This window comes from Spirochaeta dissipatitropha, assembly GCF_054657935.1.
In genome coordinates, this window is the sequence record NZ_BAAHXT010000009.1 from 11912 (window position 1) to 36985 (window position 25074).

The following is a 25074-nucleotide window of genomic DNA, read 5'->3' on the forward strand; positions in this document are numbered from 1 at the left end:
AATGGCATTCAAGAATTACTGTCTGGTTTGCGGCGGTACCGGCTGTGAGTCCAGCAAAGCCGATGACATTTACAAGCAGCTTAAATATTTCGCAGAAGAACGCGGAGTACATAACGATGTTCAGATCGTAAAGACAGGATGCTTCGGCTTCTGTGAAAAAGGTCCGATCGTCAAGATTCTCCCCGATGAGTCCTTCTATGTTGAAGTAAAGCCGAAGGATGCTGAAAAGATCATTGACGAGCACATAATCAAGGGCCGTCAGATCAAGAGCCTCATGATCAAGGACAAGGAACGCAAGGTTCACCTTGAAACCGAGAGTGACATTGGTTTCTACCAGAAGCAGGTCCGTATTGTTCTGAGAAACTGTGGTGTCATAAATCCCGAGGATATTACCGAGTACATTGCCCGGGATGGTTATGCTGCCCTGGAAAAAGTTCTGTTCGAAATGTCCGACGATGATGTAATCAACGAATTGAAAAAATCCGGACTTCGCGGCCGCGGTGGCGCTGGTTTCCCGACCTGGATGAAGTGGAACTTCACCAAACAGGTCAAGGACAAGGCCGATGAGGTATTCGTCGTATGTAATGCCGACGAAGGCGACCCCGGTGCATATATGGACAGATCGACCCTGGAAGGCGATCCGCATTCTGTCATGGAAGCCATGGCTATTGCCGGATACACTTGCGGCGCGAAAGTTGGTTACATCTATATCCGTGCTGAGTATCCGCTGGCTATCAACCGCCTGAAGCACGCCATCGGTGAGGCACATGAATATGGCCTTCTCGGTAAAAACATTCTCGGCAGCGGATTTGATTTTGACATAGAAATCAGACTTGGCGCTGGTGCATTCGTATGTGGTGAGGAAACAGCGTTGCTTGCATCCATTGAGGGTGAGCGCGGTATGCCTCGTCCAAGACCGCCTTTTCCTGCAGTCAAAGGATTATGGGGAAAACCAAGCGTTATAAACAACGTAGAAACACTTGCCAATATACCCGCCATTATCTTCAAGGGCGGTGACTGGTTTGCCAAGATTGGAACCGAAAAATCCAAGGGAACCAAAGTATTTGCCCTGACTGGAAAAATAAACAACTCCGGTCTTGTCGAAGTACCAATGGGAACAACCCTGAGGGAAATCATCTATGATGTAGGCGGCGGAATTCCGAACGGCAAGAAATTCAAGGCTGTTCAGACTGGTGGCCCTTCAGGCGGTGTTATTACGGCAGATCATCTGGATACACCAATTGACTTCGACACCCTTACAGCCCTGGGTTCCATGATGGGTTCGGGCGGTATGATTGTCATGGATGAAGATGACTGTATTGTCGATGTCACCAAGTTTTACCTGGACTTCTCTGTTGAGGAATCATGCGGTAAATGCGCCCCCTGCCGTATCGGGGGACGAAAACTCTATGACATCCTGGATAAAATCAGCAAAGGCGCCGGCACCATGGACCACATTGATCAACTTGGAGCTATTGCCGAATCAATGCGCAAGGCTTCCTTGTGCGGACTTGGGCAGACAGCTGCCAACCCGGTAATGTCTACCCTGAATTATTTCAGGGAAGAGTATCTCGAGCACATCCAGAACAAGCGCTGTCCATCTGGAGTATGTAAGGATCTCGTAACCTACGATATCGATGCAGAAAAATGTATTGGTTGTACCGTTTGTGCACGGAAATGTCCCGTTAACTGCATAGCCGGTGAGCGGAAACAGCCTCATGTAATCGATCAGGAACGCTGTATCAAGTGCGGTGCATGCTACGACGTATGTAAATTCGATGCTGTGATCATCGCCTAGTTCGAGCAGAGAGAAGGAGTAAAACTGTGAGTACAGTAAAAATAAAAATGAACGGCACCGAGATGGAAGTTCCAGCAGGAAGCACCATTCTGGCTGCTGCCAAAGAAGCAGGTATAAAAATCCCGGCCCTGTGTGCCCACCCCGACCTGGAAGCCTGGGGAGCTTGTGGTTTGTGTGTGGTAAAAGTCGAAGGGTCACCGAAATTACCCCGTGCCTGTACGACCCAGGTCGTTGAAGGACAGCATTACATTACCCATGACCCCGAGCTGAACCAGGTCCGACGTACAACCGTGGAAATGATCATGTCTGTTCACCCGAATGAGTGTCTGACCTGCGGGCGTAACGGCACCTGTGAGCTTCAGGATATTGCTGCCAACTTTGGTATCCGCGAGGTTCCCTTCGAGCATGTTGTTCCGGATCTTCCCAAGGATGAAAGTACGCCGTCAATCGTTCTTGATCCCCGGAAGTGTATCAAGTGCGGACGCTGTGTACTGGTCTGTCAGCAGCTGCAGGATGTATGGGCCCTTGAATTCCTCGACCGGGGAGATCAGACTCAGATGATGCCGGCTGCCGGGGTACTGCTGAGCGAGAGTCCCTGTATTAAATGCGGACAGTGCTCGGCTCATTGCCCGGTCGGTGCTATTTACGAGCGCGACGACACCAAAAAGCTGCTCAACGCGATCCGCGACCCGGAACTACACGTAGCTGTGCAGATTGCACCTGCAGTTCGCGTAGCAATCGGCGAGGCATTCGGTATGGCTGCCGGAGAGATCACTACAGGAAAGATCTATGCTGCGCTGAGACGCCTCGGTGTTGATGCTGTCTTTGATACCAACTTCGCTGCTGACCTCACCATTATGGAGGAGGGCACTGAATTTGTTCACCGCTTCACCCAGAACGGCGAACTGCCCCTGATTACATCCTGCTGCCCGAGCTGGGTCGATTACATGGAAAAATACTACGAAGATATGATTCCGAATTTTTCCACGGCCAAATCGCCCATGATGATGCAGGGTGTGCTGACCAAAACCTATTATGCAGATCAGCAGAAACTATCACGTGAGAAGATCTATTCCGCAGCTATTATGCCCTGTACCAGCAAGAAGTTCGAGATTACCAGGGACGTAAACATGTACGCCTCCGGATCACAGGATGTTGATGTTGTTTTAACTACCCGTGAACTGGCTCGTCTTCTGAAACAGGCTGGGATAGATTTCGCACATCTGCCGGAAGAAAAGGCTGATTCTCCAATCGGTGCATATACCGGAGCGGGAACCATCTTCGGAGCTACCGGTGGGGTAATGGAAGCCGCACTCAGAACTGCCTATAACCTTGTAACCGGAAAAGAATATGCTGCAATCAATTTTGAAGCTGTCCGGGGTATGGACGGAGTGAAATCGGCAGTCATAGACGTTGATGGAACCGAGGTTCGCGTAGCTGTTGCTCATGGCATAGCCAATGTGAAACAGATTATGGAAGAGGTCAGAACAGCCAAAGCAGAAGGCAAGGAACCACCTTACCACTTTATTGAGGTCATGGCATGCCGCGGGGGCTGTATAGCCGGAGGCGGTCAGCCATATAATACCACTGATGAAGTTCGTCAGGCACGTATTGCCGGAATATACCAGGATGACAGCAAGCAGGATATTCGCTGCTCGCATCAGAATCCATATATTCAGGAACTGTATAAAACCTTCCTCGGTGAGCCCTGCGGCAAAAAGTCGCACGACCTGCTGCACACTCATTACACCAGTCGACCGCTCTACACCAAGTAGAAGCTGTCTCTCTGCTTATAATGAAAAAGCCTGTCCCAAGGGGCAGGCTTTTTTAATCTTCAGTTCAGTCAGGAATAATCAGCAACACTCATACTTCAGGATAATCCAGTTCAATTGAAATTTCATCCCAGTAAAAATCAATTGAAAAATCCTCGTTAATCCTATAGAAGAAGTAATCTGTCCCATCTTCCAGCATGATCAGTCGATTACCTTCGGCAGCGGTTCCACGGGCAAATGCAGCTGTCAATTCTGATGAAGGAGCACTGAAGCTTGATTCCTGAATAAGGATTTCAGCATCAACATCCAGGCGCATCAATACCAATTCACCGGTCGGATACTCACCACTGCTGTACAGCAGTACGGGTTCATTGTTTGCAATCCCGAAGGTTTCAAGATAAAAGCCATACGGCAGCTGCTCATTTAGATTTATATAGGAAGACAAACTGATCTCTTCCGGCATTCCTTCAAGATCAAAACGCAGATACGCGAGTTCATTCTCGACTGAAATTATGAGATGCAGTTCATTACGGAGCATCTCGACAGCCAGAACCTCGAACCCTGTCGGGTCAGAAATTGCTGTGTTTGCAGCAACAGCAGTATTGATTTCTGATTCGAGGTCAATATAGTGCAGCACCCAGTTCCATGCCCCGGGTGAATTGACATAGCTTGATGCACCAAGAGCAAAAAGGCCTTCATTGCTATGCCCGAAAGCAAGCAGCCATTCTCCTTCGGGGTCCACCGCAAGGCTGGAAATGGAATCGATCATGATATCTGGATACTCAAGGAAATCGGAAGCAGTGAAATAACCCAGTGGATCACCATCCTTGAGATCTCTCACCATCTCAATCAGATAGGAACCTGAGTCACCGCTGACCGCCCACAAGCGGGCATACGAGTCCACAGCAGCATCAATCAGAATCTGTCCGGAGAGAGCCATGTCATACGCATGGAGATCTGCCGGCTGCCCATCCAATTCACCCGATCCGTCAGTGATGCCGAACCAGGTGCTGCTGAAGGGAGCTAAATCAAAACCAATCATCCAGCTTTCCGGTGGGGGCGAGTTAGCACGTAGTATTTGCATCCGCGGGCTCTGGGGATCTCCATCCACTGTGAACTCAATCCATGAACCCGGACCCACAAAGTTTTCCGGCCGCATTCTGAATCTTGTTTCCGTCCATAGATCAGCCATGATCCAGGAATTTGAAGGACTGGAAAAAGATGTATGCACGACCCACTCATCACCCTCCTGTATCTCAACCCGGTACGCTACATTATTCTCATGATGGTGAAATTGCAGACTATATTCAACGATTCCACTTGTACCTATCCAGTCAAGACTAGTTCGTAGGGAATCCACATCTGTCGGCATCGGCCCGAAATGTCTGGATCCAACAGTAAAATCCGCCTTGCTGACAAGCCCGTCATCTACTCGAATGGTTTCCAGCCACATGACTAGTGGCCCGGTAACTCCATAGTAATATCCGTTTGAAACCATCGCCTGGGGTTCGCCTATTTCTGGAGACTGAATGCTGTGAGCCCCGCCCATTCCGCCTTCCAGTTCAGTTGCGAACATGAAGGCAATGTGATAATGCCCGGCAGGTATTTCATCGGTAATCATATGCAGACTGGATCGGTCAAGTGTATTTCCGGTCCGACTTGCAGCAGGGGTCCATGAAAAATGACCTTCCTGCCACTCATTATCCAGATTATCAAAGGGAACATTAATATAGAATTCATAGGGTTCAGGATCACCGCTTGTTTCATCCCACTCATCCGCCTGCGCGTCTACCAGCATCACAATGAGCTCAACAGGCTCGAAGGAATCAGCGGGAGGCCTGAATGTCCAGCTGATATCAATAGCGCCCTGACCGCTTTCGGGGCTACTGTAGACAAGGGGAAGATGCACATCCACAAGGCCGACAATTTCGATTTCAAATGGCTCGGTACTTCCAGTGAGCACCAGCTGGCCAAGTGAATTTTCTGCTTCAGCAGTCAGGCTGTACATTCCAGGATCAAGATCAATTATATAATCATCGCTGTCAGTGAGTGTATGAGGCTCAATTTCGCCGGTGTCAAGATTTTCCAGCTCAATATGAAGCGTAGATACTGAATCCAGATAGTCCGGCAGTATTGTACGTCCGCGGTCAAGGTTCAGCCGCATTCCAGTTCTCTCGCCGCTGGAATATCCATCTGCTGCCTGATCAAGGAATGGGCTGTTAACTCCGCAGGCTGTGGCCAGACCAAATAAAAGCATGGTTATAATCAGTTTCAGTTTCATTCTCATTACCTTCCACCTCCAAGCAGTTCTGTATAGAACCAGAGCTCCGGAGAATATATCTGTCGTCCCTCATCGGATTCCGCCTCGAGAAATACAAGGATCTCTGCATCTGCCGGGAGGCTCTCCAGGACAACCGAGGTATCTTCAATTTCCATTATGTCGTACCAGGATTGGTCATCATTGTAATAAATATTGATGTACACATTATAGAACAAGGCACCGGGCACCTCTTCCCAGCTCAGCCTGACATCCTCTTCTTCAGAAGAAAACTCCAGCACTGAACCAAATGCAGGGCTCACAATATTAAAACTGGAATTTATAATCAGAGTAACTGAATCGCTATACCAGTTCCCGTCGATCGAAACTCTCAGAGTCAGGATACGTTGTGTTCCGGGAGGTCCGAAGTAGTTCATCATTGCATCGTGGTAATCGAAAACATCAGATGTACCGACAGTGTTGCCGTCAATAAGCCATTCATATTGGTCCCCATCAAGACCTGAAGCATCAATCGTCAGACCGAGCAGCTCATATACCGTTATGTCGCCGGAACCGAAGACCGAGGCTATATCCTCGGGTGAATCAGCTTCAAGTACAAGATCTGCACCCGGACCCTCGGGATTGTCCAGATCAGTAATTCTATCGATACTCAATTGAACGGTTGTAACACCCCTGGAACTCATACGGAAGGCAGAAGACACTGCTCCGAACCTGGCATTGCTGTTCAGAACAATAATTCTGTATTGCGGGCCAATAGGTACATGAGGGATGCTTACGCCGGTCTGTTCATCCCTGCTGCTTAATGGAATCCGGAATACTGACTGCCCTCTCAAATCCTTCGGATTACCAAGAATACGATACGAGGTTCCCTTCAAATCATCCCGCTCGACTTGAATATCCCTGACATTAAATATTCGCAGTTCCAGGTAATCATCCTCGGCCAGTTCAGCGATACGTCTTGAACCTTCCAAATCAATACGCATATTCGGGGTATCCGATAGATAGCCGGAGGTACATGCAGCCGACATCAATAATGTGGCCAGTAAAATACCTATGCGATTGCTTGTTTTAATCATACAAACCTCCACTCACCATTTCCAAACATACCGCAAAAAACTCGTGTTTCCAAGTGATTTACTAGTCTATTAGGATTTTATGGAGTTCTTCTGCATTTCTGACTGCTTTTCCCGCAGCATGATTGTTGAATGCAACGACAAGAATCCGACTGCGTGCCTGCATTTCCTTCAATGCGGGGCGCCATTGCGATAATTCCTCTATTGAGTAGCGGTAATCATAGCGGCTGGTATTGTCTCCCTGCCACCAGTCAGTATTATTACGCCCATGGAAGCGGAGATATGCAATATCCGACGTTACCTGAGCAGTTGCAGTCGGCAGACCGGGCAGTTCCGGGACGTCCACATTAACAAAAGCCGTACCGCGTTCTTCGAGCCCTCTAAACACAGAGGGTATCAGCCAGTCACGGCAACGGAACTCAACAGCAATCGGAAGTCCCTGCAGCTGCGTTATAAGCTCCGATAAGTAACGCCGGTTATCATCGGAATAATGAAAGCTGAAGGGAAACTGAAGCAGGACAGCCAGCAAGGCAGAATTTGAAACAAGAGGCTCAAGGGCATTCCTGAATAGATCGCAATCCCGCAACAGAATCTTCCGGTCAACTGGACGCTCGTGGGTCATACTTTTATGGGCTTTTATAGAAAAACTGAATGAAGTGTTCTCAGAGCGTGCTGTGTCGAGTATTCGTTCTATCTGTTTCTTTTCAGGCATTTTATAGTAGGGAAAATTAAGTTCGGTAAACTCAAATCTGCGGGCATACTGAGATAGATAATCTTTAGCCCTGCTGCCGGCAGAATATAGTGGGCCGACCCAATCCCTGTATGAATAACCACTGGTTCCTATATAGATTTTTCCCATCAGCATAATATATCATGAAAAAACGGCTGTTCGGCTGACAAATCACCGATCCGGGCATACTATTATGGTATGCAATAGGAGTCCCCGCAGATGAAAAAACGTTTTCCCTTGTATATGCTTATAGCAAGCGGCGTAATCGTTGTTATGCTCATAGCCGGCCATATTCTCAGCTCTCCAGTGGCCGAGTCCAGGTTTTTCCAGGCATTACCCCAGCATCGCACCGTTGTGATAGCACATCGAGGTGGTGCAGATATATATCCCGAGAATACACTTGTGTCGTTCAAGGGAGCTGTAGAACTAGGAGCGGATGCACTTGAAATGGATATCTATGCCAGTGCAGATGGCATACCGGTTGTCATTCATGATTCTACCGTAGATCGTACGACAAATGCATCGGGCCATGTAAGTAGCTTCAGTTTCGAGGAACTGAAGCAGCTTGATGCAGCATACTGGTTTCAGGATGCCAGAATTACATCGACAGACAGTGATCCTACCTACCCCTACCGTGGACAGGGAATCGGCATTCCTGGCCTGGAGGAGGTTTTTTCAGCATTTCCGGGCATTCCAATGGTTGTAGAAATCAAAGAGCAGGATACACGGCTGGCCGACAAAATGATTGAACTGGTCAGAACCTATGACAGGGAAGACATAACCCTGTTCGGCAGCTTCTATCCGGATATGCTTCAGTATTTCCGCCAGCATGCTCCGGAGATCCCTACCCATGCCTATGAACAGGAAGTATTGATTCTGCTGGGGCTGGCCCATCTGCGGCTCGAAGGCCTGCTGTCACCGGAGTATGAAGCCATAATGGTACCTATGCGGAGCGGGCGGTTGAAGGTCACTACTCCGCGCTTTCTACAGGCATCTCACAATCGCGGGATATTTACTGCAGCATGGACCATTAACCGAAGAGAAGATATGGAACTGCTGATCGGTAAAGGTATCCGTGCATTGATTACCGACCGTCCGGATCTTGCTGTAGAAATTCTGGGTATATAAAAAAAGTGCCGGAAGGTCAGAGCATCCGGCACTTGTTATCTTGAATTAACCAGAAAACCTACTGCTGTACTGCAGTACCTTCAACTTCCAGTGTTCCCCAGGAAATTACAGGAACAACACTGGTAAGCAGCAGATCTATAAAAGTAAAACCGTCCCGAATTACCAGGTTGGTAGCAGCATTTGCTCCAGCGGAATTCAGGCTTGGTCCAATTACAACATCAAGCTGTTCTGCAGGATTATCTCCGAGAACAAACAATGATGGGTGAATAATAAACATGTAACCTTCGTCAACAGAAAACGATCCCTGCGCTGTGCCACCGAGCTCAGCATAGGAAAGGTTCCCGTCTGTTGTTGTGTATGTTGTCATACAGCCGGACAGAGCCAAAGCTGCAGCCAGCACAATTAAAATCAGTAATACCTTTTTCATAAAAATCCTCCATTGCTTAAAGACCATACTCTGACTATGGTGTTTTATTTCTTTGTTTCATTGGATAAGCCCCTATGGATCTCCCCATAAAAAGTGTCCATGCTGATTCGGATGAATATGTTGCACCGATCATCACACCGACTACGGGGGTAACAGGAAAACGAAAATACGGACTGAACCGGTAAAACCCACCGCCATCCTGCCCGAACGCGAATCCATAATCAGCCGTTACATACAAACCAAACAATTTGGTCTGCGCCGGACTAAGGATCTCAACAATGGGAAGCTCGGCTCCAGCACTCAAAGCGAAGCCTTTCTCCCGAAGCCATCCAGCGGACAACCGGGCCCTCGGTCTGAAAAAAGTCCTTCCATAACCGTAACTGAAACCTGCGGAAAGATAATGACTTGAGATAAAGCTGCGGACTGGCTCATCAAAATCCATACTGAGATCCCAGTCAACATGCATACCATAATAATGTCTGGAAAAGCGTTGATCAATTTCTGATTCCGGGATTGAATCAGCAGTGGCAGGCCCTGGAAGAGCGACAGTAAAAATTAACACCAAGCAGCAGGTAATCATCATGCTGCCTCGAATGTGAGACGCAACCATAGAAGGAAGTATAACGAACAGAAATGGATTTTTCCAATTCAGATGTGTATTTCATCTTTATTTTTATAGTTTTTACAGTATTTATGAGGCATAACTACTCAACGCTTTGAAAAACCGACAGTATATGATTGAGGCACCATTATCTCACTCAAGGCATCCAATGCAAAATCATCTGACATTCCTGCAATAAAATCAAATACGACATTGGCAGCAGGATCGGGCTCCGTATGATAGTAATCCGACATGGTGTTCACATACCTGGCAAATCCGGCGGCAAGCGAATTGACCTCGGCTGCATATTTCACGGATTCAAAACCAAAACGTTGAAAAAGCTCCCCGAGATACTCATACAAAACCGTAAGGACTCGCTCAAAACCCGGATGCAGGGCTTCCATGACCTCGCTGCGATAGATATAACGGTAGTTGAAATCCTTCATCTCAAGAAAAGCCTGATACACTTCATCTGACAGACCGATTTTCCCACTGGCATTCCCGGTTCTGATTACGTCACTTACCAGAGTGTTGATTATCTCACTGTTATTGCTACCCAACACCGCTGAGGCTTCGGTAGGCACATCATCCTCACTTATGACACCAAGGCGCATGGCATCTTCAAGATCGCGTCCGAGATATGCTATCTTGTCACTCATCCGAACTACCGTACCCTCCCAGGTGCAGGGATATTCGCTACGGTCATGAATACTGTTCAGATCCTTCAGGGTGAAGTCAGGTTCTATGTACTGCTCAAATTTCTCACCACAATGATTAATGATTCCATCGCGAACGGCATAGGTCAGATTCAAGCCCTTGCCATGATTTGAAAGATGATCCACTACATGCAGAGAATACATTTCATGCCTGAATCCTGAACTCCCTTTCAATTTTGCAAGGATGGTTTCTCCGAGGTGTCCGAACGGTGTATGTCCGAGATCATGTCCCATGCCGATTCCCCAGGCCAGATCGGAATCAAGATTCAAGGCCCGACAAATGGTGGAAGCAATGGTGGATACATGCATTACATGTTCGATTCTGGTGCAGATATGATCGTTTTTCGGGGCAAAGAAGACCTGTGTTTTGTGTTTCATTCTGCGAAAAGCCGAACAATGAATAATTGCGGTAGTATCACGGAAATACGGACCCCGCAGATCTCTCGATTCATCCGGGCGGGGCTCCTTACGGGAGCGTAGTTCTGCAGGGGTCAACGGATTGTCAAAAAACAGATTTTCCATGACCAAAGCATGACCTGTCAGAGATCATTTTTCAAGTGCCTGTGAACAACTGCGCAAGTTCGGTAAAGGAATCAAAGACAGGCAGGCCACTGGATTCCAGACGCTTTCGGCTCTGGTGTCCACAGGACATGAGCACACAGTCACAAGCCAGCGCTTCGGCAACCTCTGCATCATGCAGACTGTCGCCGACCAGCAGACAGTCTTCCGGAGCAAGACCGGCAGCCGTCAGCATCTCGATTCCCCGGGCTACCTTGCCGGCAGCATGGCGATTGCCGATGCCTGCAAGTTCTTCAAAAAAAGCAGCGATTCCATACTCATGAACCGCTGCAACAAGATCATTTTCATGTGATGCCGAGAGTAGATACTGGGTCCTACCCTTTTCCGGAATAGCCATGAGCAGATTTTCAGCGCCTGTGTGGAGCCGGCACTCTCTGCGTCTTGCCGCATAGTCCGAAACAAAACAAGCGGCAAGATCTGCGAACGATTCCCTGCTGAAGTCGAAGCCCAGACTCCGGTAATAGTCCTCTACCGGAAACCCGAAACTGTTACGGTAACTGTCCAGCGTGATCAAGGAGAGATCACGCTGTCGCAGAAGACTGTTCATGATGCTGACTGATATTTCCGCATCATCCAGCAAGGTTCCATTCCAGTCCCATATTATGTGCTTGTACGGTTTCTGCATATATTCAGTCATTCAGTTATTCAGTCCGCAAATTATCAGATATCGCAGTGCCCGGCCATACAGGCAAGCTCCTGCGCAGCTGTCGTCAGATCCCGCTCCTCATACCGATATATCTTGGAAAAATCGATATCGGGAAAATGAGGCGCCAGTTTTTCAAATTCCTGTTTGCTTATCTCGACATAAGGCATCTGATCGTACTGGGCATCTATGGCAGGAAGGAATGCCATGCCTCCAATCTTGTCCTGGTGCTCCCATATCCATTTAATAATATCGATAACCTCATCCGACTTGTAGGTTATTGTCACCGAAGGATTATGCTCGGTGTAATGTATCTTGTTCTGCAGCCAGTACTCACACTGCTGCAGTGCGCTGAGACTATGGCGTGTGTGGGCGTTGTCCGGACTTTTAACCGGAAAGTGTGCAACCCAGGTACTGGCGTTCTCAACTGTCTGCCCGTTCTCGGGATCCATCGGGACGCCTTCATCCTGCAGAACCTTGAAAATGGGGGTATGAGCCCCTACACGGACATTCCGGATATAATATTCAGCCCAGCGTGCATGCAGTCCTGAAGAGCTGTTCATAAGCTGGCTGGAGTTGCCCGATGGCTTGACGGCCGTTACCGCTGCAGATTGATTAATACCAAGTTTTTCGGCATAGATTCTGTTGGTTTCTACGGCCACGTAGCGGAGTCTGCTCTGAACATCAGAGTCCTGACAAACCGGGCTGTCCATCTGACCGTTCAGGTCTACACCAAGCAGGCGTTCCTCTTCGCAATTCTGGCTCCATTGTGGTCGGAGGCCGGGAAAATTAGTGGCCATAGACTGAATTGTGCCCAGTATAGCAGCCATTTCCACCTTGTCTTTCAGACTCTCAAAACTGTCATCAGTACGGGCTATCGCACTGGTCAGATTACAGAACTGAAATGGACGCAGTATGATTTCTCCGCAGGGATTGGTACCGAACTCCGCTTCCTTTCTTCTTTCAGGACGGTTATCGATCGCAGCACGCCGATTGAATATACCGGGTTCACCGCGTTCAGATCGAACCATGTCCAGAACGAAGGTGGCTATTTCCTGCTGACTGAGCTCGCGGCTCGGCCATACAGCTGAATTGTTGGCGTTCCAGCGCTGGGCATTTGTGTGCCAGAAGTCCCCATCCTTACAATGCTTCATGTCCTGATCATCATAATCAAACAGACTGATCATTGCGGTTCTCCGGACTCCACCGGATACTGCTGCTCCGCCAACGGCGCACATTATATCATGTGCATCAAGGGATGTAATAAAACCTCCCTGACGGGCAAGAACCCGCTGCCTGGCGAAGTTGATCATCTGACGAAGAGGTTCAGGCCCCGAAGCCCTGCCGCCCTTGATCTTAAGCGGAGCTCCAGCAGGTCGGATTTCAGAATAATCCATGGTAATATCTTCACCAGCGAACCAGGTAGTCAATGCAGTGCGAAGCGCTTCTGCCCAGCCCTCGGAGGTATCCTGCACAACATAAGTTCCTCTATGTACACCGGTCTGACGCAGGACCCGAGGCATATTCTCTATATATTTACGCTCGACACTGTAACCGACACCGCATCCGTTCATGCTGATTATGAGAGCCTCGACGAATGAATCCACACTATCAACAGGCAGGTATGAGCAATTATAGATTGCGATATTACTTCGCTCAGCCGGCGACCCAGCCATTGCCAGCAGACGCATTGAAGGCATAACCTTCATTTCCAGAATACCCTGGCGAAGGCGCTCGTATACTGCATCATCCAGCTTGTTTTTGGAAATCTTCTTCAGGTAATCCATGGCCCGGTTGACCGTCTCCAGCCATGTCTCACGGCGGCCCAAATCATAGTTGAAACGGGAATATTTATCGTAGAACTGGAATTTCTGGATCTGGGTAGGGAAATACTGATCTGATTCGGCAAATGCATTCTGCACTTCTTCAGGAACCGGGCGCTCCTTGCGGATTTTCTCGTGTGCAGCACGGTAGAGAATATAAGCCTTGGCTGCATCATATTCACCGGCAGCCTGAAGTACCATTTCAACAATATCCTGGATCTGTTCAACGGTCGGCAGATCATATTTTACAGCGACCACATTGACGACCTGGTTTGTCAGTTCCTCAATAGAAATATGATCGGCTGGCTTGGCACTCTGAAAACAACGCTCGATTGCATTCGCAATACGCTGAGAGTCAAATGAAACCTTCCTGCCATCACGCTTGAGAACCTCGGCCGGTATTACAGCTTCGATTCCGTTTGATCCGGATTTATTTGTGTCGGAAACCTGCTCGCCCTTCCCCAGCTCGAGCTTCTTCACAGCGATTTGCTGTGAACTTCCGTTCTTTACAGACATAGAAACACCCCCCATATATAGTGTGTATAGCTGGAACATAACACAATAAAAAGGGGTGATCAAGGATTCTCCGATGAAATTTCCAGATTCCTGTCAGGAAAAATCAACAATTCTGCAAGGGAATCTACATGTCAGAATGGAATCAGTCTGCAGAAATCAGCAACACAGGATAGGGCTCAGCAGGAATCAGATGCAGGCGGATCTGCCTGGGGCTTCCCATTCTCTTCAGGGCTTTCTGGCTGAGTTCAACCAGGCCCAACTGGCAGGCATTCTTCTGGATCAAGGTTCCATGTACCCTGTAACCACCGTCCTCGGTGTATGTAGCGGGGCTTTCTCCATATACAAATTCGAGAATCGTTTCGGTCATAAGGAGACCAAGATCCAGTCCATCGTTTGGATTCACTACAAGTCTGTTTTCCGGAAAGGAAAAATCAGACAGGACCTTCATATATCCGGTTTCTTTCATATCTGGGTGCAGGCTCATGCACACAGTCTTATGCCAAAGCTGCGCGCAGTCAAGAGAAATATCCGATAGTTATCTCATCTTCAGAAAAATAATTCGGGCTACTGAACCGGTAAGCCACGGGCTGTGAAAATTTCCCTGATTCTGCTCATTATCGCGGGAGAAGGTGGCTGAATCCCTTGCAGGGGATAGCGCTCACCGAGAGCTTCCCACTTGTGAATACCCATCTGATGATATGCCAGCAGCTCTACCTGTTTCACCACAGAAAACTGGGAGATGAAATGAGCAAGCCGAAGGGCATGTTCATCATCATCTGTATATCCAGGCACAATCACATGACGGATCCAGGTCGGGAGATTTCGTCTCTGCAGTTCCCGCAGGAAATCGAATACTCTGGCATTCGGAACCCCGATGTACTCTCTATGGATCTCATCATCCATGTGTTTAATATCCAGAAGAACCAGATCTGTACTGTCCAGAACCTGTGATACTGTTTCATTTATAACTGTATAGCCTGAGGTATCCAGAGCTGTATGAATGCCTTCCTCACGACATGCAGTAAAGAGTTCGGCTACGAACTCAGCCTGAAGCAGCGGTTCTCCCCCGGTTGCAGTAATTCCTCCACCGGAATTCCGGAAATAAGGACGTGCCCGGCGGATCCGCTGCATAATCTCAGGCAGATCATACTGTGTGCCGCCATCCCGGGACCAGGTATCCCGGTTGTGACAGAATTTGCAGCGCAGCGGACAGCCCTGAAAAAACAGGACATAGCGAATGCCCGGACCATCGACGGTGCCGAAGCTTTCAAAACTGTGTATTCCTGCTGCGCTCATATTTACTCCATGTATTTTTGACCTGTTTATATCCGGCTATGCAGGGTTCGGTTAATTACGTCGAGCTGCTGCTCCCGTGTGAGCTTGATAAAATTCACTGCATAACCTGAAACCCTGATGGTCAGCTGAGGATACTTTTCAGGATGCTCCATTGCGTCTTCGAGAACCTCTCGCTGCAGCACGTTTACATTGACGTGATGGCCTCCGCTTGCAGCATAGCCGTCCAGCATAGAACGCAGATTGGTGATTCGCTGCTCTTCATCCTTACCGAGCGAGCCCGGTGTAATGCTGAAGGTATAACTTATTCCATCCTGTGAGGACTCGTAGGGCAGCTTGGCGACCGAAGCGAGGGAAGCAATTGCACCATTGGTATCCCTGCCATGCATCGGATTCGCACCTGGCGCTACCGGTTCCCCCTTACGGCGACCATCAGGGGTATTTCCGGTTTTCTTACCGTATACCACATTTGAAGTAATTGTCAGAATCGACATGGTTGGTGTAGAACCCCGATAGGTGGGATTCTTGGCAATCTTACCCATAAAACGCTCTACCAGTTCGACTGCAATGCTGTCCACACGGTCATCATCGTTTCCGAATGCCGGGTATTCTCCCTGGATGTCAAAATCAACAGCCTTGCCGCTTTCATCACGGATTACTCGTACTTTTGCGTACTTTATCGCAGACAGCGAGTCAGCACAAACCGAGAGACCAGCGATACCACAGGCCATGGTCCGGAAGACATCCCGATCATGCAGACCCATCTGAAGGCTCTCGTAGCAGTATTTATCATGCATATAGTGAATGATGTTGAGAGCATTCACATACAGACTGGCCAGCCAGTCCAGGAAATAATCGAACTTTGCTATTACTTCATCATATTCCAGATATTCTCCGAGAATTGGCTCGAAGCGAGGTCCGACCTGCAGTCCGATTACCTCATCAACACCCCCATTTATGGCATACAGCAGGGCCTTTGCTAGATTACAGCGGGCGCCGAAGAACTGCATCTGCTTTCCGATGCGCATTGCACTGACGCAACAGGCAATTCCATAGTCATCCCCCCAGTAAGCGCGCATAAGGTCATCATTCTCGTACTGGATTGCACTAGTATCTATGGAAACCCTGGCACAGAAATCCTTGAATCCAACTGGAAGATTTTCGGACCAGAGGACGGTCAGGTTCGGCTCCGGGGCCGGTCCAAGGTTATACAGGGTCTGCAGTATTCTAAAAGTTGTCTTGCTGACCAGAGTGCGGCCGTCGAGTCCCATTCCCCCCAGCGCTTCTGTCACCCAGGTGGGATCACCGGAGAAGAGCTCGTTGTAATCAGGGGTCCTGAGAAAGCGAACCATACGCAGTTTCATGACAAAGTGATCGATTATCTCCTGGGCATCGGTTTCAGTAATTACACCGGCAGCCAGATCCCGCTCAAAATAGATATCGAGAAAGCTTGCAACACGGCCCAGACTCATGGCAGCACCATTCTGCTCCTTGATCGCTGCGAGATATGCCAGATAAGTCCACTGGACGGCTTCCTGGGCAGTTTCTGCCGGCCGGCTTATGTCGAAACCATAGCCTTCTCCCATTTTCACCAGTTCCTGAAGGGCGGAAATCTGTGCCATGATCTCTTCTCGGGATCGGATTACATCCTCGCTAACGGTGCCGACATCATAGGTCCGGAACTGCTCCTGTTTGTCTTCAATCAGCCGATTTACCCCGTAGAGAGCTACCCGTCGGTAATCACCGATAATCCGTCCCCGCCCATAGGCGTCTGGAAGACCGGTAATAATACCAGCCTTTCTCGCAGCCCTGATTTCAGGTGTATATGCAGCAAATACACCATCGTTATGGGTTTTTCGGTAGCGGTTGAAAATTTCGGAGATAGCCGGATCAAGATCATAGCCATAGGCTTTACAGGCGGCCTCCGCCATCCGGATACCCCCGAAAGGCATGACTGTACGCTTGAGTGGTGCATCTGCCTGAAGACCTACTATGCGTTCCTTGTCGCGATCTATGTAACCAGGACCATGGCTGGTAATGGTACCAATTCTGCTTGTATCCACACTCAGAGTGCCGCCGGCTTTCACTTCCTGATCCATGAGGGCGCTTACCTGGCTCCATAAATTCAGGGTTGCCTCTGTCGGTCCTGTCAGGAAGGATGCATCACCTTCGTACGGTGTGTAATTACGCTGTATAAAATCACGTAAATCGATATGTTTGACCCAACGGCCGGTTTCGAACTGTTTCATAAATTTCTGCCTTTCATTAGCAACTTGGTAATAATAACCCCATACTACACCTGTGAAGTTCGATGTGTAAAGAGCTTCCGACAAATAATCGTTATTTTTTTATCGTATTTAGGAATAAGATGCAATGGCCTGCATCACAGAAAAACGGTACCCCGTTCCAAAAATATACAGATGATTCAGCAAATGGTAAAGGTTATAGAGCTCACGCCTTTGTGAATACCCGGAATCCAGCATGAATTCATCCCTGTAGGCCCTGAAAAAAGCCTGGCCCGGTTTACCAAAGAGTTCCAGCAAAGCCAGATCAGCCTCATGGTGTCCAAGGTACACAGCCGGATCGATCAGCACAGCCTTCGCGTTTCTGTCGTACATGACGTTCCCGCTCCAGAGATCGCCATGCACTACCGAAGGGTGCTCAGGTTCGGGTAGCAGTCCGGGCAAGCGTTTCATAATACGCTCGAATTTTCGGTCTTCACCTGAATCCAGCAATCCTTTACGGCGCACGATTTCATAGAGGTACAGCAATCGCCTCTGCCCGAAGAAGTCTGACCATGAATCATTCCACTGATTCGGTTGCGGAGTGGTGCCTATATAGTTATCCATGCTGAACCCGAATTGACGTACAGCTCCGCTGCCAACAGCGGCAGCGGATTTTCCTGTTTCAGGCTTGATTCCATCAATTTCGGGGTTAATGTCACGGAACAGCGGCGGCTCCCTGTGCAAAGCCGCCAATGCCCTTCCAAAATCCGCTTCACTTGCAGAATTTCGGGAACCGGTCTCGATCCATTCCATCAGCAGAAATTGCTCCCCGGGAACAGTAAGCAGCGCATACACCTGCGGTACATGCGGTCCATGGCTACGCAGCGAAAGACTCCGTAAACACAGCAATCCAGCATGTTCTGCATGAAAGACCTTATGGTCGGACGATGCATTTCTCTTGCAGAATAGTATATGCCCATTGCTCAGTTCCAGGCGTTTCCCGTCATGAATACAGCCCCCGGAAACCGGACTGCTGGCAGCAATAGATACAGTATTCCCGAAAAGCTGGTGTAATCCTTCCTGAAGTGATTCAGCCTGCAGAATAGCTCCGGACTGCATATAGATTCCTCGCTCCCTTTATCTGCCGACCCGATTAACTCCCGAGCCTCTGCTTCTCCAGTTCATCCAGCAACTGCCTGCAGCTTCTTTCAACAATCGTAAAGACATGCTCAAAGCCATGATCACCGCCATAATAGGGATCCGGAACATCGTCTTTAAATGAACCCTCCGGGTCGTATGAGCGGAGCTTGTCCAGTCTATCTGCATTCGGATGCCCTGATGCCAGGTACAGAATATCATTGTAATTTCCCTGATCCATTGCCAGAATAAGGTCATACTCATCCAGAAACCAGGGCTGAAATTTCTGGGCCGGATGGTGAAAAGGAATTCCATGCGCTGCAGCTGTCTTCCTCATTCGTGCATCAGCATCCTCTCCGACATGATACCCGTTGGTACCTGAAGATTCCGCGAAATAGTATTCCTCAAGTCCGCGCAGTTTTATCTGGTGCTCGAAAACGGCATGAGCAAGAGGACTCCGGCAGATGTTTCCCATACATACAAACATTATTTTCTTCATATTTATTACCTACCAATCTTAAAGCAGTACCAGCATAAATCCTGTTCCGGGAAAGCGTAGTAAAACGGAGCCCGGAAGGAAGTCGGCATGCATCTCGATATCTTCATGCCCCTCCGCAGATGCCGCGGCTGAAATGACGAGGCTCTCGCCCCTTGTCCCGACACGTGTATTGAAATCAGCGGGAATCTGCCTCGAGAATGAGGTAAGATCGAGCAACTCAGGAGCCGAACCAGACGGATGCAGAGTGTACACCGCACCCCGTCTTCGGGATCGCTCGACCATCAACTCACCACCCTCACCAAACCAGGATGCCAGATCAGCAACGGGCTCGGAAATCCATTCCAGTCTGAGCCGGAACACTCCGGCATCAGCTACCGCAGCATCATCATTTTCGGGTAGAAGTTGTATATGCGCGACCGGGTTCTGATCAACATATAGCATCATCTCCTGCGGACCTGCGAGTGGCTGCAGAAGCTCAAATGGAAGCAGAAGTATCACCAGGAGTTGTGTCATAGACTCAGCCGATCAGTTTTTTGACAACGCTCATCAGCTTGTCAGAATCAAAAGGCTTCACTATCCATCCGGTTGCACCGGCTGCTTTCCCTTCCTGCATCTTGGCTGACTGCGCCTCGGTGGTAAGTACCAGAATCGGAGTGAACTTGTGTTCTACATGCTCCCGGATCCTGGCCGTAAGAGCAATGCCGTCCATATTCGGCATATTCACGTCGGTTATCACCAGCGAAAAACTGTCAGTATCTATTTTGGAGAGTGCGTCCAGACCATCTTCACATTCCACAACCTCGTAGCCAGCTTCTTTCAGAATGAAACTAACACTTTGCCGGATTGCTGCGGAATCATCCACTACGAGAATTTTTTTCGACATTAGTAACTCCCTTTCATACCAGTATGATATGACTGATGCACGAATTCAAGTCTTTGCTTCAAGCTCCGATATAATCAGATCGCAGATTTCACCCGGATCGTGATGCTCGGTATCAATTACAAGATCCGCGACCTCGGGATTATCATTATCAATATTGTATAGCTTGAGATACCGCTGCCGGTCTCGCTGATCCCGATCAAGCGTAGCCTGCAGAACATCCTGAAAATCACCACCTTCACGCACATGAATTCTACGCGCCCGTTCCTCAGATGATGCGGTCAGATACACCTTCAGATCTGCCTCCTTCAGCATCCAGATTGCAAGCCTTGAACCAAGTATGGAATCGCCTTCCATTGCAAGCTCAACCTGCCGTGCGTCCAGATATTTATCATAGGATGGGTCGTCCTCAGCCATTCTGCAGAGATCTGAAAATGGAATACCCCTCTCTTCAGCCAGATTTCGGAAAGTGTAGTTCACCATGCGCACACCAAGACGCTCGCTCAGCATGCGCGTTACCGTTGTATTGCCGCAGCCGCTTTTTCCGGAAATTGCAATTCTCATATACCCCTCTTGTTCAGATTACTCAATATTCCGGACCTGTTCCCGAATATTCTCCAGGGCATCCTTCATATCGATTACCGAGCGACTGATTTCCAGCATCGCAGATTTTGATCCAATCGTATTCATTTCGCGGTTCATCTCCTGACAGAGAAAATCCAGACGTTTACCGACTGCACTGTCTGACTGTATCAGCCTGCCACACTCCTCCAGGTGCCCACCCAGACGCGCAAGCTCCTCGCTGATTGAATACTTGACCAGCATGACCGCCGTTTCAGCGTAAACCCTCTGCAGATCGATCTGATCGCCGAGCATCTCGGTAAAACGTTCCTCGAGCAGCGTTTTAATCCGCTCCTCAAGCTCAGGAGCCCGTGCGGCTACCAGTGCATAGGCTTCCTGTATTCTGGAAAGCTGGCTGCTGATGTCTGTCCGGGTAGTATCACCCTCACGTTTTCTGGAAGCAAGCCACTGGTCAAGAGCTGTGTTGAGTGCCGCAAACAGGGGTCCCTCAAGATCGTCCACCTGACGAGGCTGCTCGACACTGAACAAACCATCAATTTTCAGTAAGGAATCAACGGTCAGATCAGCATTGCTGATTCCATCCTCTGCGGCTGCCTCGCGAAAGGCTTTGAGGTAGCCTTGAAGCAATGCAGGATCCAGCCGTACTGCCGCATCATTGGTCAGTCGGCGGTAACGGATATGCACATCAACCTTGCCCCGCTGGGCGGAAGACTTAACCCTGGCCCGCAGTTTCTCTTCCAGAGGATTCAGGCTGGCAGGCATATTAAGATTGATTTCAAGGTAACGGTTGTTCCAGGATTTAACTTCCACAGAAATAACCATGTTGCTGTCCTGATACTCATGCCAGCCATAGCCTGTCATACTTGTCATAAAGCCTCCACCAATGCTGTTCCGATTTCGTAATTGTTTCCTGCTCCCATGGTCAGAAGCAGATCCCCGCTGCGTAAGTTGGCAGCAGCATGGCTCACCGTTTCATGAAAGCTTTCGAAAAAACGGACCGGTATCCGCGTTTTTCCGGAAAGTTCATCTGCAAACTGCTTTCCGGTCTCCAGAGGATCACGTCCCGCACCTTCCCTCGCACTGGAAAACACAGGATGCATCCAGAGCTCATCGGCAGACTCAAAACAGTGCAGGAAATCATTCCATAAACGCTCTGTCCGGCTGAATGTATGATGCATGAAGTCAACGACGATTCGTTTATCCGGATAATGTTCCCGGATGCCCTCAATGGTCAGCCGGATTTCTGTCGGGTGATGCCCGTAGTCATCCATTACAAGAATCCCGTTCTTCTCTGCAATAATCTCACTGCGCCGCCTGGTTCCTGTAAATGAGGCCAAGGCTTCAGCAAGGCGGGAATCCTCAATTGCAGGGAGATCCAGATCCTCTACCACAGCCTGCAGCACTGCATATACCGCCACAGCGTTCAGAACAGAATGTCTGCCGGGAACCTGCAGCCTGATCTCAGCATTGACGCCGGCCATGCTGAAGAATCCCGGAGAATGCAACGTAATCTGATAAGGTCCGGCACAGTTGAATCCATAGGGAATAAGTTGAATATCCGGCCGTCCGGCGGCAACCTGCCGGGCAACAGCCGTAGCACCGGGGTCATCAGCACAGTATACCAGCGTTCCTCCGATATAAATCCGGTTGCAGAAACTGACAAATGCCTCCCTGACATCTTGTTCATCCCGGAAGTAATCCAGATGATCCGCTTCAACATTTGTTACGATCGCCCAGCGTGGATGAAAATGAAGAAAGTGCCGGCGGTATTCGCAGGTTTCGGCAGCCAGAAAACGGTCTCCGGCTGCGAAGGAAGCATGATTATCCAGCGCAGGAACGAGACTGCCTAGTATTGCTCCGCCAGGAAGTCCCAGCTCACGGATGGCAAGGGCAAGCATTCCGGTAGTTGTCGTTTTCCCATGAGTACCGGCAACAGCCAGCCCCGGCCACGACCTGGAAAGCTCGCCAAGGGCTTCCGGGTATTCAAGACATTTGATTCCACGCCGTACTGCCTCTACCAGTTCAGGATTGCTCTCCGGGCTGTAGGCGGCAGAATACACCACCAGATCACAGTCCTGAGGCACATGCTCCGCACTGAATCCGGGACAGGGTGTAATTCCGATCCGTGCAAGCAGAGCATCGGTAAAGAACGGCTCGGTGACATCGGAACCGCTGATTACAGCACCTGCAGCCGCCAGCAGCTCACAAAGAGCAGCCATTCCTGAGCCCTTGATACCAACGCAATGGATTTTTCTGCCGGAATAAGCCTGCAGTGCAGAATTAACTGAAGAAGTGTGTGACATAGGCCAAGAATACGCCAAAGCCGGCCCATTGACAAGCACGGAACAAGCTTGACATATGCCGCTCATAATCAGCATGCTGTCCGGGAAGCATGGGAGGCATAATGAACCAGAAACAAGCCGTATTTCAGGTATTTCAGGGCATGGCTATAGGTATTGCCAACGTAATACCCGGCGTCAGCGGAGGTACCGTTGCCGTGATACTCGGAATCTATGACAGACTCATTGAATCTCTGGCTGATTTTTTCTCCCGCTCTGGACGCTGGTTATTCAGTTTTGTGTTTCTGCTCCGGATCGGTATGGGCGCAGTAATGGGAGTACTGTTATTCTCCCGACTTATCGATTATCTCTTTACCAGCGTCCCGGTTCCCACCACTCTGTTTTTCATAGGTCTGGTCCTGGGATCTGTTCCGCTACTGCTCGCACTCTCCGGAAAAGGCAAACCCGGGTTGTCCGGTATTCTGGCCTGCCTCCTGACTGCTGCCGGTATAATTATCCTGGGAAATCTGCAGCCAGAGGGTGGTTCACGGCTGATAATTGAACTGAGTGCCTCCGATGCGTTCCTGCTCTTCGCAGCAGGAGCATTGAGTCTGGCAACAATGATAATCCCCGGAGTCTCTGCCTCCTTCGTCCTGCTTGTCATGGGAGTGTACCCCAGCCTCCTGAGGGCGGTTAACACCCTCGATTTGATTTTTCTCGGTATTTTTTTTGCAGGCGGACTTGTCGGAATACTAGCTGTAAGCAAGGCTATACGCGCTCTACTTCGAAAACATCATAAAACCTCCTATTACGGCATACTTGGTCTCGTCCTCGGCTCAGCAGTCAGTCTCTGGCCATCGAGTGAGATTCAAATGGATCTGAATACAGCCATCGCCTTTGTCTGCCTGATCGCCGGTACAGCGCTCGCAGTTTTCTTCGGATGGAAAAAAGCCACTGAGTCAGCACCTTTAGAAGTACCAGCAACTACAGGAGAGAATGAATGACCGATATCCTGAATATTTCACGGACCGAACTTTCAGAGCTTATCGAGTCAGAACTGGCTTATCCTGCCTATCGCAGTCGTCAGGTACTGCAATGGATATGGAAGCACGGAGTCCGGAATTTCGCAGATATGAAAAACGTCCCATTGCAGCTGCGAACAGAACTGGCAGAACGCTTCTGTTTTAACGGACTCAGCTGTGAATCAACGGCCATAAGCAGTGACGGAACGCGAAAAATGATATTCAAACTGCATGATGATCATGTTATAGAAGGTGTACTGATTCCGGCCTCGGACGGCAGGCTTACTGCCTGTATTTCAAGCCAGGTTGGCTGTACTCTCCGCTGTGCATTCTGTGCAACAGCACGAATCCCCTACCGCCGAAATCTAAGCATTGGTGAAATCTGCGATCAGTTCAGCTTCCTGCAGAACGAAGCCAAGGCTCTGTACGGAAAAGGATTAAACAACCTCGTATATATGGGTATGGGAGAGCCCCTTGCGAATTTAGACGCGGTATGTGAATCAATCAGAATAATCACAGGGGAGATGGGACTGGCGCCCCGGCGCATTACCCTTTCGACAGCCGGCATGGTTCCGGAAATACGCAAACTTGCAGATGAAAACCTGGGCATACAGTTTGCCGTCTCACTGCATTCAGCGATTGATGAAAGCCGTCGCTCTCTCATGAGTGCAGGGAGGGATCACAGCCTTGAGGAGCTGGGTGAAGCGATCCGCTACTGGCATGCCCGTACCGGGAACAAAGTGACCCTGGAATACCTCATACTGGCAGGCACAAACGACAGCGCAGATCATCTGCGGGCACTCATTCGTTATGCCTCCGCCTTACCCTGCAAAATCAATGTCATTGAATACAACCCGATAGTCGGAATTCCCTTCAGTGCCGGCAAAAGGAATGAACTTGACAATTTCGCCGCCCGGCTGGCTGATGCCGGTCTTCTGGTGACCGTCCGTCATAGCGGCGGCAAGGATATCGATGCCGCCTGTGGCCAATTAGCAGCGCGAAGCCTGCCAAAAGCTGAATAAGGCTGACCGGGGGCTGACTGAGTAAAAAATACCGAAAAAACCACCTGTTTA

At 49.4% G+C, this 25074-nt stretch carries 23 protein-coding genes; 5 read left to right on the plus strand and 18 right to left on the minus strand.

What is annotated here, in order from left to right:
* The first annotated feature begins 1 nt into the window (after nucleotide 1).
* Nucleotides 2-1798 carry an NADH-quinone oxidoreductase subunit NuoF gene (gene nuoF / locus ACYQ2L_RS11545; RefSeq protein WP_460055711.1) on the plus strand — a complete coding sequence of 599 codons (1797 nt, stop codon included), beginning with the start codon at nucleotides 2-4 and terminating at the stop codon, nucleotides 1796-1798.
* 26 nt (nucleotides 1799-1824) lie between these two features.
* On the plus strand, nucleotides 1825-3573 hold the full coding sequence (locus ACYQ2L_RS11550; RefSeq protein WP_460055714.1) for an NADH-dependent [FeFe] hydrogenase, group A6: 1749 nt from the start codon (nucleotides 1825-1827) through the stop codon (nucleotides 3571-3573).
* An 88-nt stretch (nucleotides 3574-3661) separates the two neighbouring features.
* Here the strand turns inward: ACYQ2L_RS11550 and ACYQ2L_RS11555 are convergent, their stop codons facing one another.
* From ACYQ2L_RS11555 to ACYQ2L_RS11565, 3 genes are all read right to left on the minus strand, one after another.
* Nucleotides 3662-5857 carry a hypothetical protein gene (locus tag ACYQ2L_RS11555; protein WP_460055717.1) on the minus strand — a complete coding sequence of 732 codons (2196 nt, stop codon included), beginning with the start codon at nucleotides 5855-5857 and terminating at the stop codon, nucleotides 3662-3664.
* A complete protein-coding gene (locus ACYQ2L_RS11560) occupies nucleotides 5857-6924 on the minus strand; it encodes a hypothetical protein (protein ID WP_460055720.1) in 1068 nt (355 codons plus the stop codon). The genes ACYQ2L_RS11555 and ACYQ2L_RS11560 overlap by 1 nt, the downstream gene beginning before the upstream one ends.
* Before the next feature lie 61 nt (nucleotides 6925-6985).
* A complete protein-coding gene (locus ACYQ2L_RS11565; protein ID WP_460055722.1) occupies nucleotides 6986-7780 on the minus strand; it encodes a DUF72 domain-containing protein in 795 nt (264 codons plus the stop codon).
* 90 nt (nucleotides 7781-7870) lie between these two features.
* Here ACYQ2L_RS11565 and ACYQ2L_RS11570 point away from each other — a divergent pair, with 90 nt between their 5' ends.
* Entirely contained in the window at nucleotides 7871-8779 is a 909-nt protein-coding gene (locus ACYQ2L_RS11570; RefSeq protein ID WP_460055724.1) for a glycerophosphodiester phosphodiesterase family protein, read from the plus strand.
* A 58-nt stretch (nucleotides 8780-8837) separates the two neighbouring features.
* Here ACYQ2L_RS11570 and ACYQ2L_RS11575 read toward each other — a convergent pair whose 3' ends face one another.
* From ACYQ2L_RS11575 to murC, 15 genes are all read right to left on the minus strand, one after another.
* Complete coding sequence (locus tag ACYQ2L_RS11575; RefSeq protein ID WP_460055726.1) at nucleotides 8838-9206, minus strand: hypothetical protein; 369 nt, start codon at nucleotides 9204-9206, stop codon at nucleotides 8838-8840.
* A gap of 34 nt (nucleotides 9207-9240) precedes the next feature.
* Nucleotides 9241-9816 carry a hypothetical protein gene (locus tag ACYQ2L_RS11580; RefSeq protein WP_460055729.1) on the minus strand — a complete coding sequence of 192 codons (576 nt, stop codon included), beginning with the start codon at nucleotides 9814-9816 and terminating at the stop codon, nucleotides 9241-9243.
* A gap of 98 nt (nucleotides 9817-9914) precedes the next feature.
* Nucleotides 9915-11045: an HD domain-containing protein gene (locus ACYQ2L_RS11585; RefSeq protein WP_460055731.1), complete on the minus strand. Its 1131-nt coding sequence runs from the start codon at nucleotides 11043-11045 to the stop codon at nucleotides 9915-9917.
* Nucleotides 11046-11076: 31 nt separating this feature from the next.
* Nucleotides 11077-11727 (minus strand): HAD family hydrolase, encoded by a 651-nt coding sequence (locus ACYQ2L_RS11590; protein WP_460055733.1) that lies wholly within the window; start codon nucleotides 11725-11727, stop codon nucleotides 11077-11079.
* Nucleotides 11728-11762: 35 nt separating this feature from the next.
* Nucleotides 11763-14084 carry an ATP cone domain-containing protein gene (locus ACYQ2L_RS11595; RefSeq protein ID WP_460055735.1) on the minus strand — a complete coding sequence of 774 codons (2322 nt, stop codon included), beginning with the start codon at nucleotides 14082-14084 and terminating at the stop codon, nucleotides 11763-11765.
* A 142-nt stretch (nucleotides 14085-14226) separates the two neighbouring features.
* Nucleotides 14227-14568 (minus strand): hypothetical protein, encoded by a 342-nt coding sequence (locus tag ACYQ2L_RS11600; protein WP_460055738.1) that lies wholly within the window; start codon nucleotides 14566-14568, stop codon nucleotides 14227-14229.
* Between the two features lie 80 nt (nucleotides 14569-14648).
* Nucleotides 14649-15380, minus strand: a complete 732-nt coding sequence (gene pflA, locus ACYQ2L_RS11605) for a pyruvate formate-lyase-activating protein (RefSeq protein WP_460055740.1) — start codon at nucleotides 15378-15380, stop codon at nucleotides 14649-14651.
* A gap of 26 nt (nucleotides 15381-15406) precedes the next feature.
* Nucleotides 15407-17626: a formate C-acetyltransferase gene (pflB, locus tag ACYQ2L_RS11610; protein WP_460055742.1), complete on the minus strand. Its 2220-nt coding sequence runs from the start codon at nucleotides 17624-17626 to the stop codon at nucleotides 15407-15409.
* Between the two features lie 108 nt (nucleotides 17627-17734).
* The gene (locus ACYQ2L_RS11615) at nucleotides 17735-18721 is read right to left on the minus strand and encodes a fructosamine kinase family protein (protein WP_460055745.1); all 987 of its coding nucleotides are present in this window, start codon (nucleotides 18719-18721) and stop codon (nucleotides 17735-17737) included.
* A 34-nt stretch (nucleotides 18722-18755) separates the two neighbouring features.
* Nucleotides 18756-19238 (minus strand): low molecular weight protein-tyrosine-phosphatase, encoded by a 483-nt coding sequence (locus tag ACYQ2L_RS11620; RefSeq protein ID WP_460055748.1) that lies wholly within the window; start codon nucleotides 19236-19238, stop codon nucleotides 18756-18758.
* Between the two features lie 18 nt (nucleotides 19239-19256).
* A complete protein-coding gene (locus tag ACYQ2L_RS11625) occupies nucleotides 19257-19751 on the minus strand; it encodes a hypothetical protein (protein WP_460055750.1) in 495 nt (164 codons plus the stop codon).
* A gap of 4 nt (nucleotides 19752-19755) precedes the next feature.
* Nucleotides 19756-20121 (minus strand): response regulator, encoded by a 366-nt coding sequence (locus ACYQ2L_RS11630; RefSeq protein WP_460055752.1) that lies wholly within the window; start codon nucleotides 20119-20121, stop codon nucleotides 19756-19758.
* Nucleotides 20122-20166: 45 nt separating this feature from the next.
* Nucleotides 20167-20682, minus strand: a complete 516-nt coding sequence (gene cmk / locus ACYQ2L_RS11635) for a (d)CMP kinase (RefSeq protein ID WP_460055754.1) — start codon at nucleotides 20680-20682, stop codon at nucleotides 20167-20169.
* A gap of 18 nt (nucleotides 20683-20700) precedes the next feature.
* The gene (locus ACYQ2L_RS11640) at nucleotides 20701-21570 is read right to left on the minus strand and encodes a YicC/YloC family endoribonuclease (RefSeq protein ID WP_460055757.1); all 870 of its coding nucleotides are present in this window, start codon (nucleotides 21568-21570) and stop codon (nucleotides 20701-20703) included.
* Nucleotides 21567-23003: a UDP-N-acetylmuramate--L-alanine ligase gene (murC, locus tag ACYQ2L_RS11645; RefSeq protein ID WP_460055760.1), complete on the minus strand. Its 1437-nt coding sequence runs from the start codon at nucleotides 23001-23003 to the stop codon at nucleotides 21567-21569. The genes ACYQ2L_RS11640 and murC overlap by 4 nt, the downstream gene beginning before the upstream one ends.
* Before the next feature lie 101 nt (nucleotides 23004-23104).
* Between murC and ACYQ2L_RS11650 the strand changes: the two genes are divergently transcribed.
* Nucleotides 23105-23983: a DUF368 domain-containing protein gene (locus ACYQ2L_RS11650; RefSeq protein ID WP_460055762.1), complete on the plus strand. Its 879-nt coding sequence runs from the start codon at nucleotides 23105-23107 to the stop codon at nucleotides 23981-23983.
* Nucleotides 23980-25023 carry a dual-specificity RNA methyltransferase RlmN gene (gene rlmN / locus ACYQ2L_RS11655; RefSeq protein ID WP_460055764.1) on the plus strand — a complete coding sequence of 348 codons (1044 nt, stop codon included), beginning with the start codon at nucleotides 23980-23982 and terminating at the stop codon, nucleotides 25021-25023. The genes ACYQ2L_RS11650 and rlmN overlap by 4 nt, the downstream gene beginning before the upstream one ends.
* The last annotated feature ends 51 nt before the right edge of the window (nucleotides 25024-25074 follow it).

Bases quoted from the DNA above. Each gene is read 5' to 3' on its own strand.
- murC (WP_460055760.1), bottom strand. From the start codon at position 23,003: ATGTCACACACTTCTTCAGTTAATTCTGCACTGCAGGCTTATTCCGGC.
- ACYQ2L_RS11615 (WP_460055745.1), bottom strand. From the start codon at position 18,721: ATGCAGTCCGGAGCTATTCTGCAGGCTGAATCACTTCAGGAAGGATTA.
- ACYQ2L_RS11585 (WP_460055731.1), bottom strand. From the start codon at position 11,045: ATGGAAAATCTGTTTTTTGACAATCCGTTGACCCCTGCAGAACTACGC.
- ACYQ2L_RS11630 (WP_460055752.1), bottom strand. From the start codon at position 20,121: ATGTCGAAAAAAATTCTCGTAGTGGATGATTCCGCAGCAATCCGGCAA.
- ACYQ2L_RS11595 (WP_460055735.1), bottom strand. From the start codon at position 14,084: ATGTCTGTAAAGAACGGAAGTTCACAGCAAATCGCTGTGAAGAAGCTC.
- ACYQ2L_RS11625 (WP_460055750.1), bottom strand. From the start codon at position 19,751: ATGACACAACTCCTGGTGATACTTCTGCTTCCATTTGAGCTTCTGCAG.
- rlmN (WP_460055764.1), top strand. From the start codon at position 23,980: ATGACCGATATCCTGAATATTTCACGGACCGAACTTTCAGAGCTTATC.
- ACYQ2L_RS11590 (WP_460055733.1), bottom strand. From the start codon at position 11,727: ATGCAGAAACCGTACAAGCACATAATATGGGACTGGAATGGAACCTTG.
- ACYQ2L_RS11565 (WP_460055722.1), bottom strand. From the start codon at position 7,780: ATGGGAAAAATCTATATAGGAACCAGTGGTTATTCATACAGGGATTGG.
- pflB (WP_460055742.1), bottom strand. From the start codon at position 17,626: ATGAAACAGTTCGAAACCGGCCGTTGGGTCAAACATATCGATTTACGT.
- nuoF (WP_460055711.1), top strand. From the start codon at position 2: ATGGCATTCAAGAATTACTGTCTGGTTTGCGGCGGTACCGGCTGTGAG.
- ACYQ2L_RS11620 (WP_460055748.1), bottom strand. From the start codon at position 19,238: ATGAAGAAAATAATGTTTGTATGTATGGGAAACATCTGCCGGAGTCCT.
- pflA (WP_460055740.1), bottom strand. From the start codon at position 15,380: ATGAGCGCAGCAGGAATACACAGTTTTGAAAGCTTCGGCACCGTCGAT.
- ACYQ2L_RS11640 (WP_460055757.1), bottom strand. From the start codon at position 21,570: ATGACAAGTATGACAGGCTATGGCTGGCATGAGTATCAGGACAGCAAC.
- ACYQ2L_RS11575 (WP_460055726.1), bottom strand. From the start codon at position 9,206: ATGAAAAAGGTATTACTGATTTTAATTGTGCTGGCTGCAGCTTTGGCT.
- ACYQ2L_RS11570 (WP_460055724.1), top strand. From the start codon at position 7,871: ATGAAAAAACGTTTTCCCTTGTATATGCTTATAGCAAGCGGCGTAATC.
- ACYQ2L_RS11600 (WP_460055738.1), bottom strand. From the start codon at position 14,568: ATGAGCCTGCACCCAGATATGAAAGAAACCGGATATATGAAGGTCCTG.
- ACYQ2L_RS11650 (WP_460055762.1), top strand. From the start codon at position 23,105: ATGAACCAGAAACAAGCCGTATTTCAGGTATTTCAGGGCATGGCTATA.
- cmk (WP_460055754.1), bottom strand. From the start codon at position 20,682: ATGAGAATTGCAATTTCCGGAAAAAGCGGCTGCGGCAATACAACGGTA.
- ACYQ2L_RS11560 (WP_460055720.1), bottom strand. From the start codon at position 6,924: ATGATTAAAACAAGCAATCGCATAGGTATTTTACTGGCCACATTATTG.
- ACYQ2L_RS11580 (WP_460055729.1), bottom strand. From the start codon at position 9,816: ATGGTTGCGTCTCACATTCGAGGCAGCATGATGATTACCTGCTGCTTG.
- ACYQ2L_RS11555 (WP_460055717.1), bottom strand. From the start codon at position 5,857: ATGAGAATGAAACTGAAACTGATTATAACCATGCTTTTATTTGGTCTG.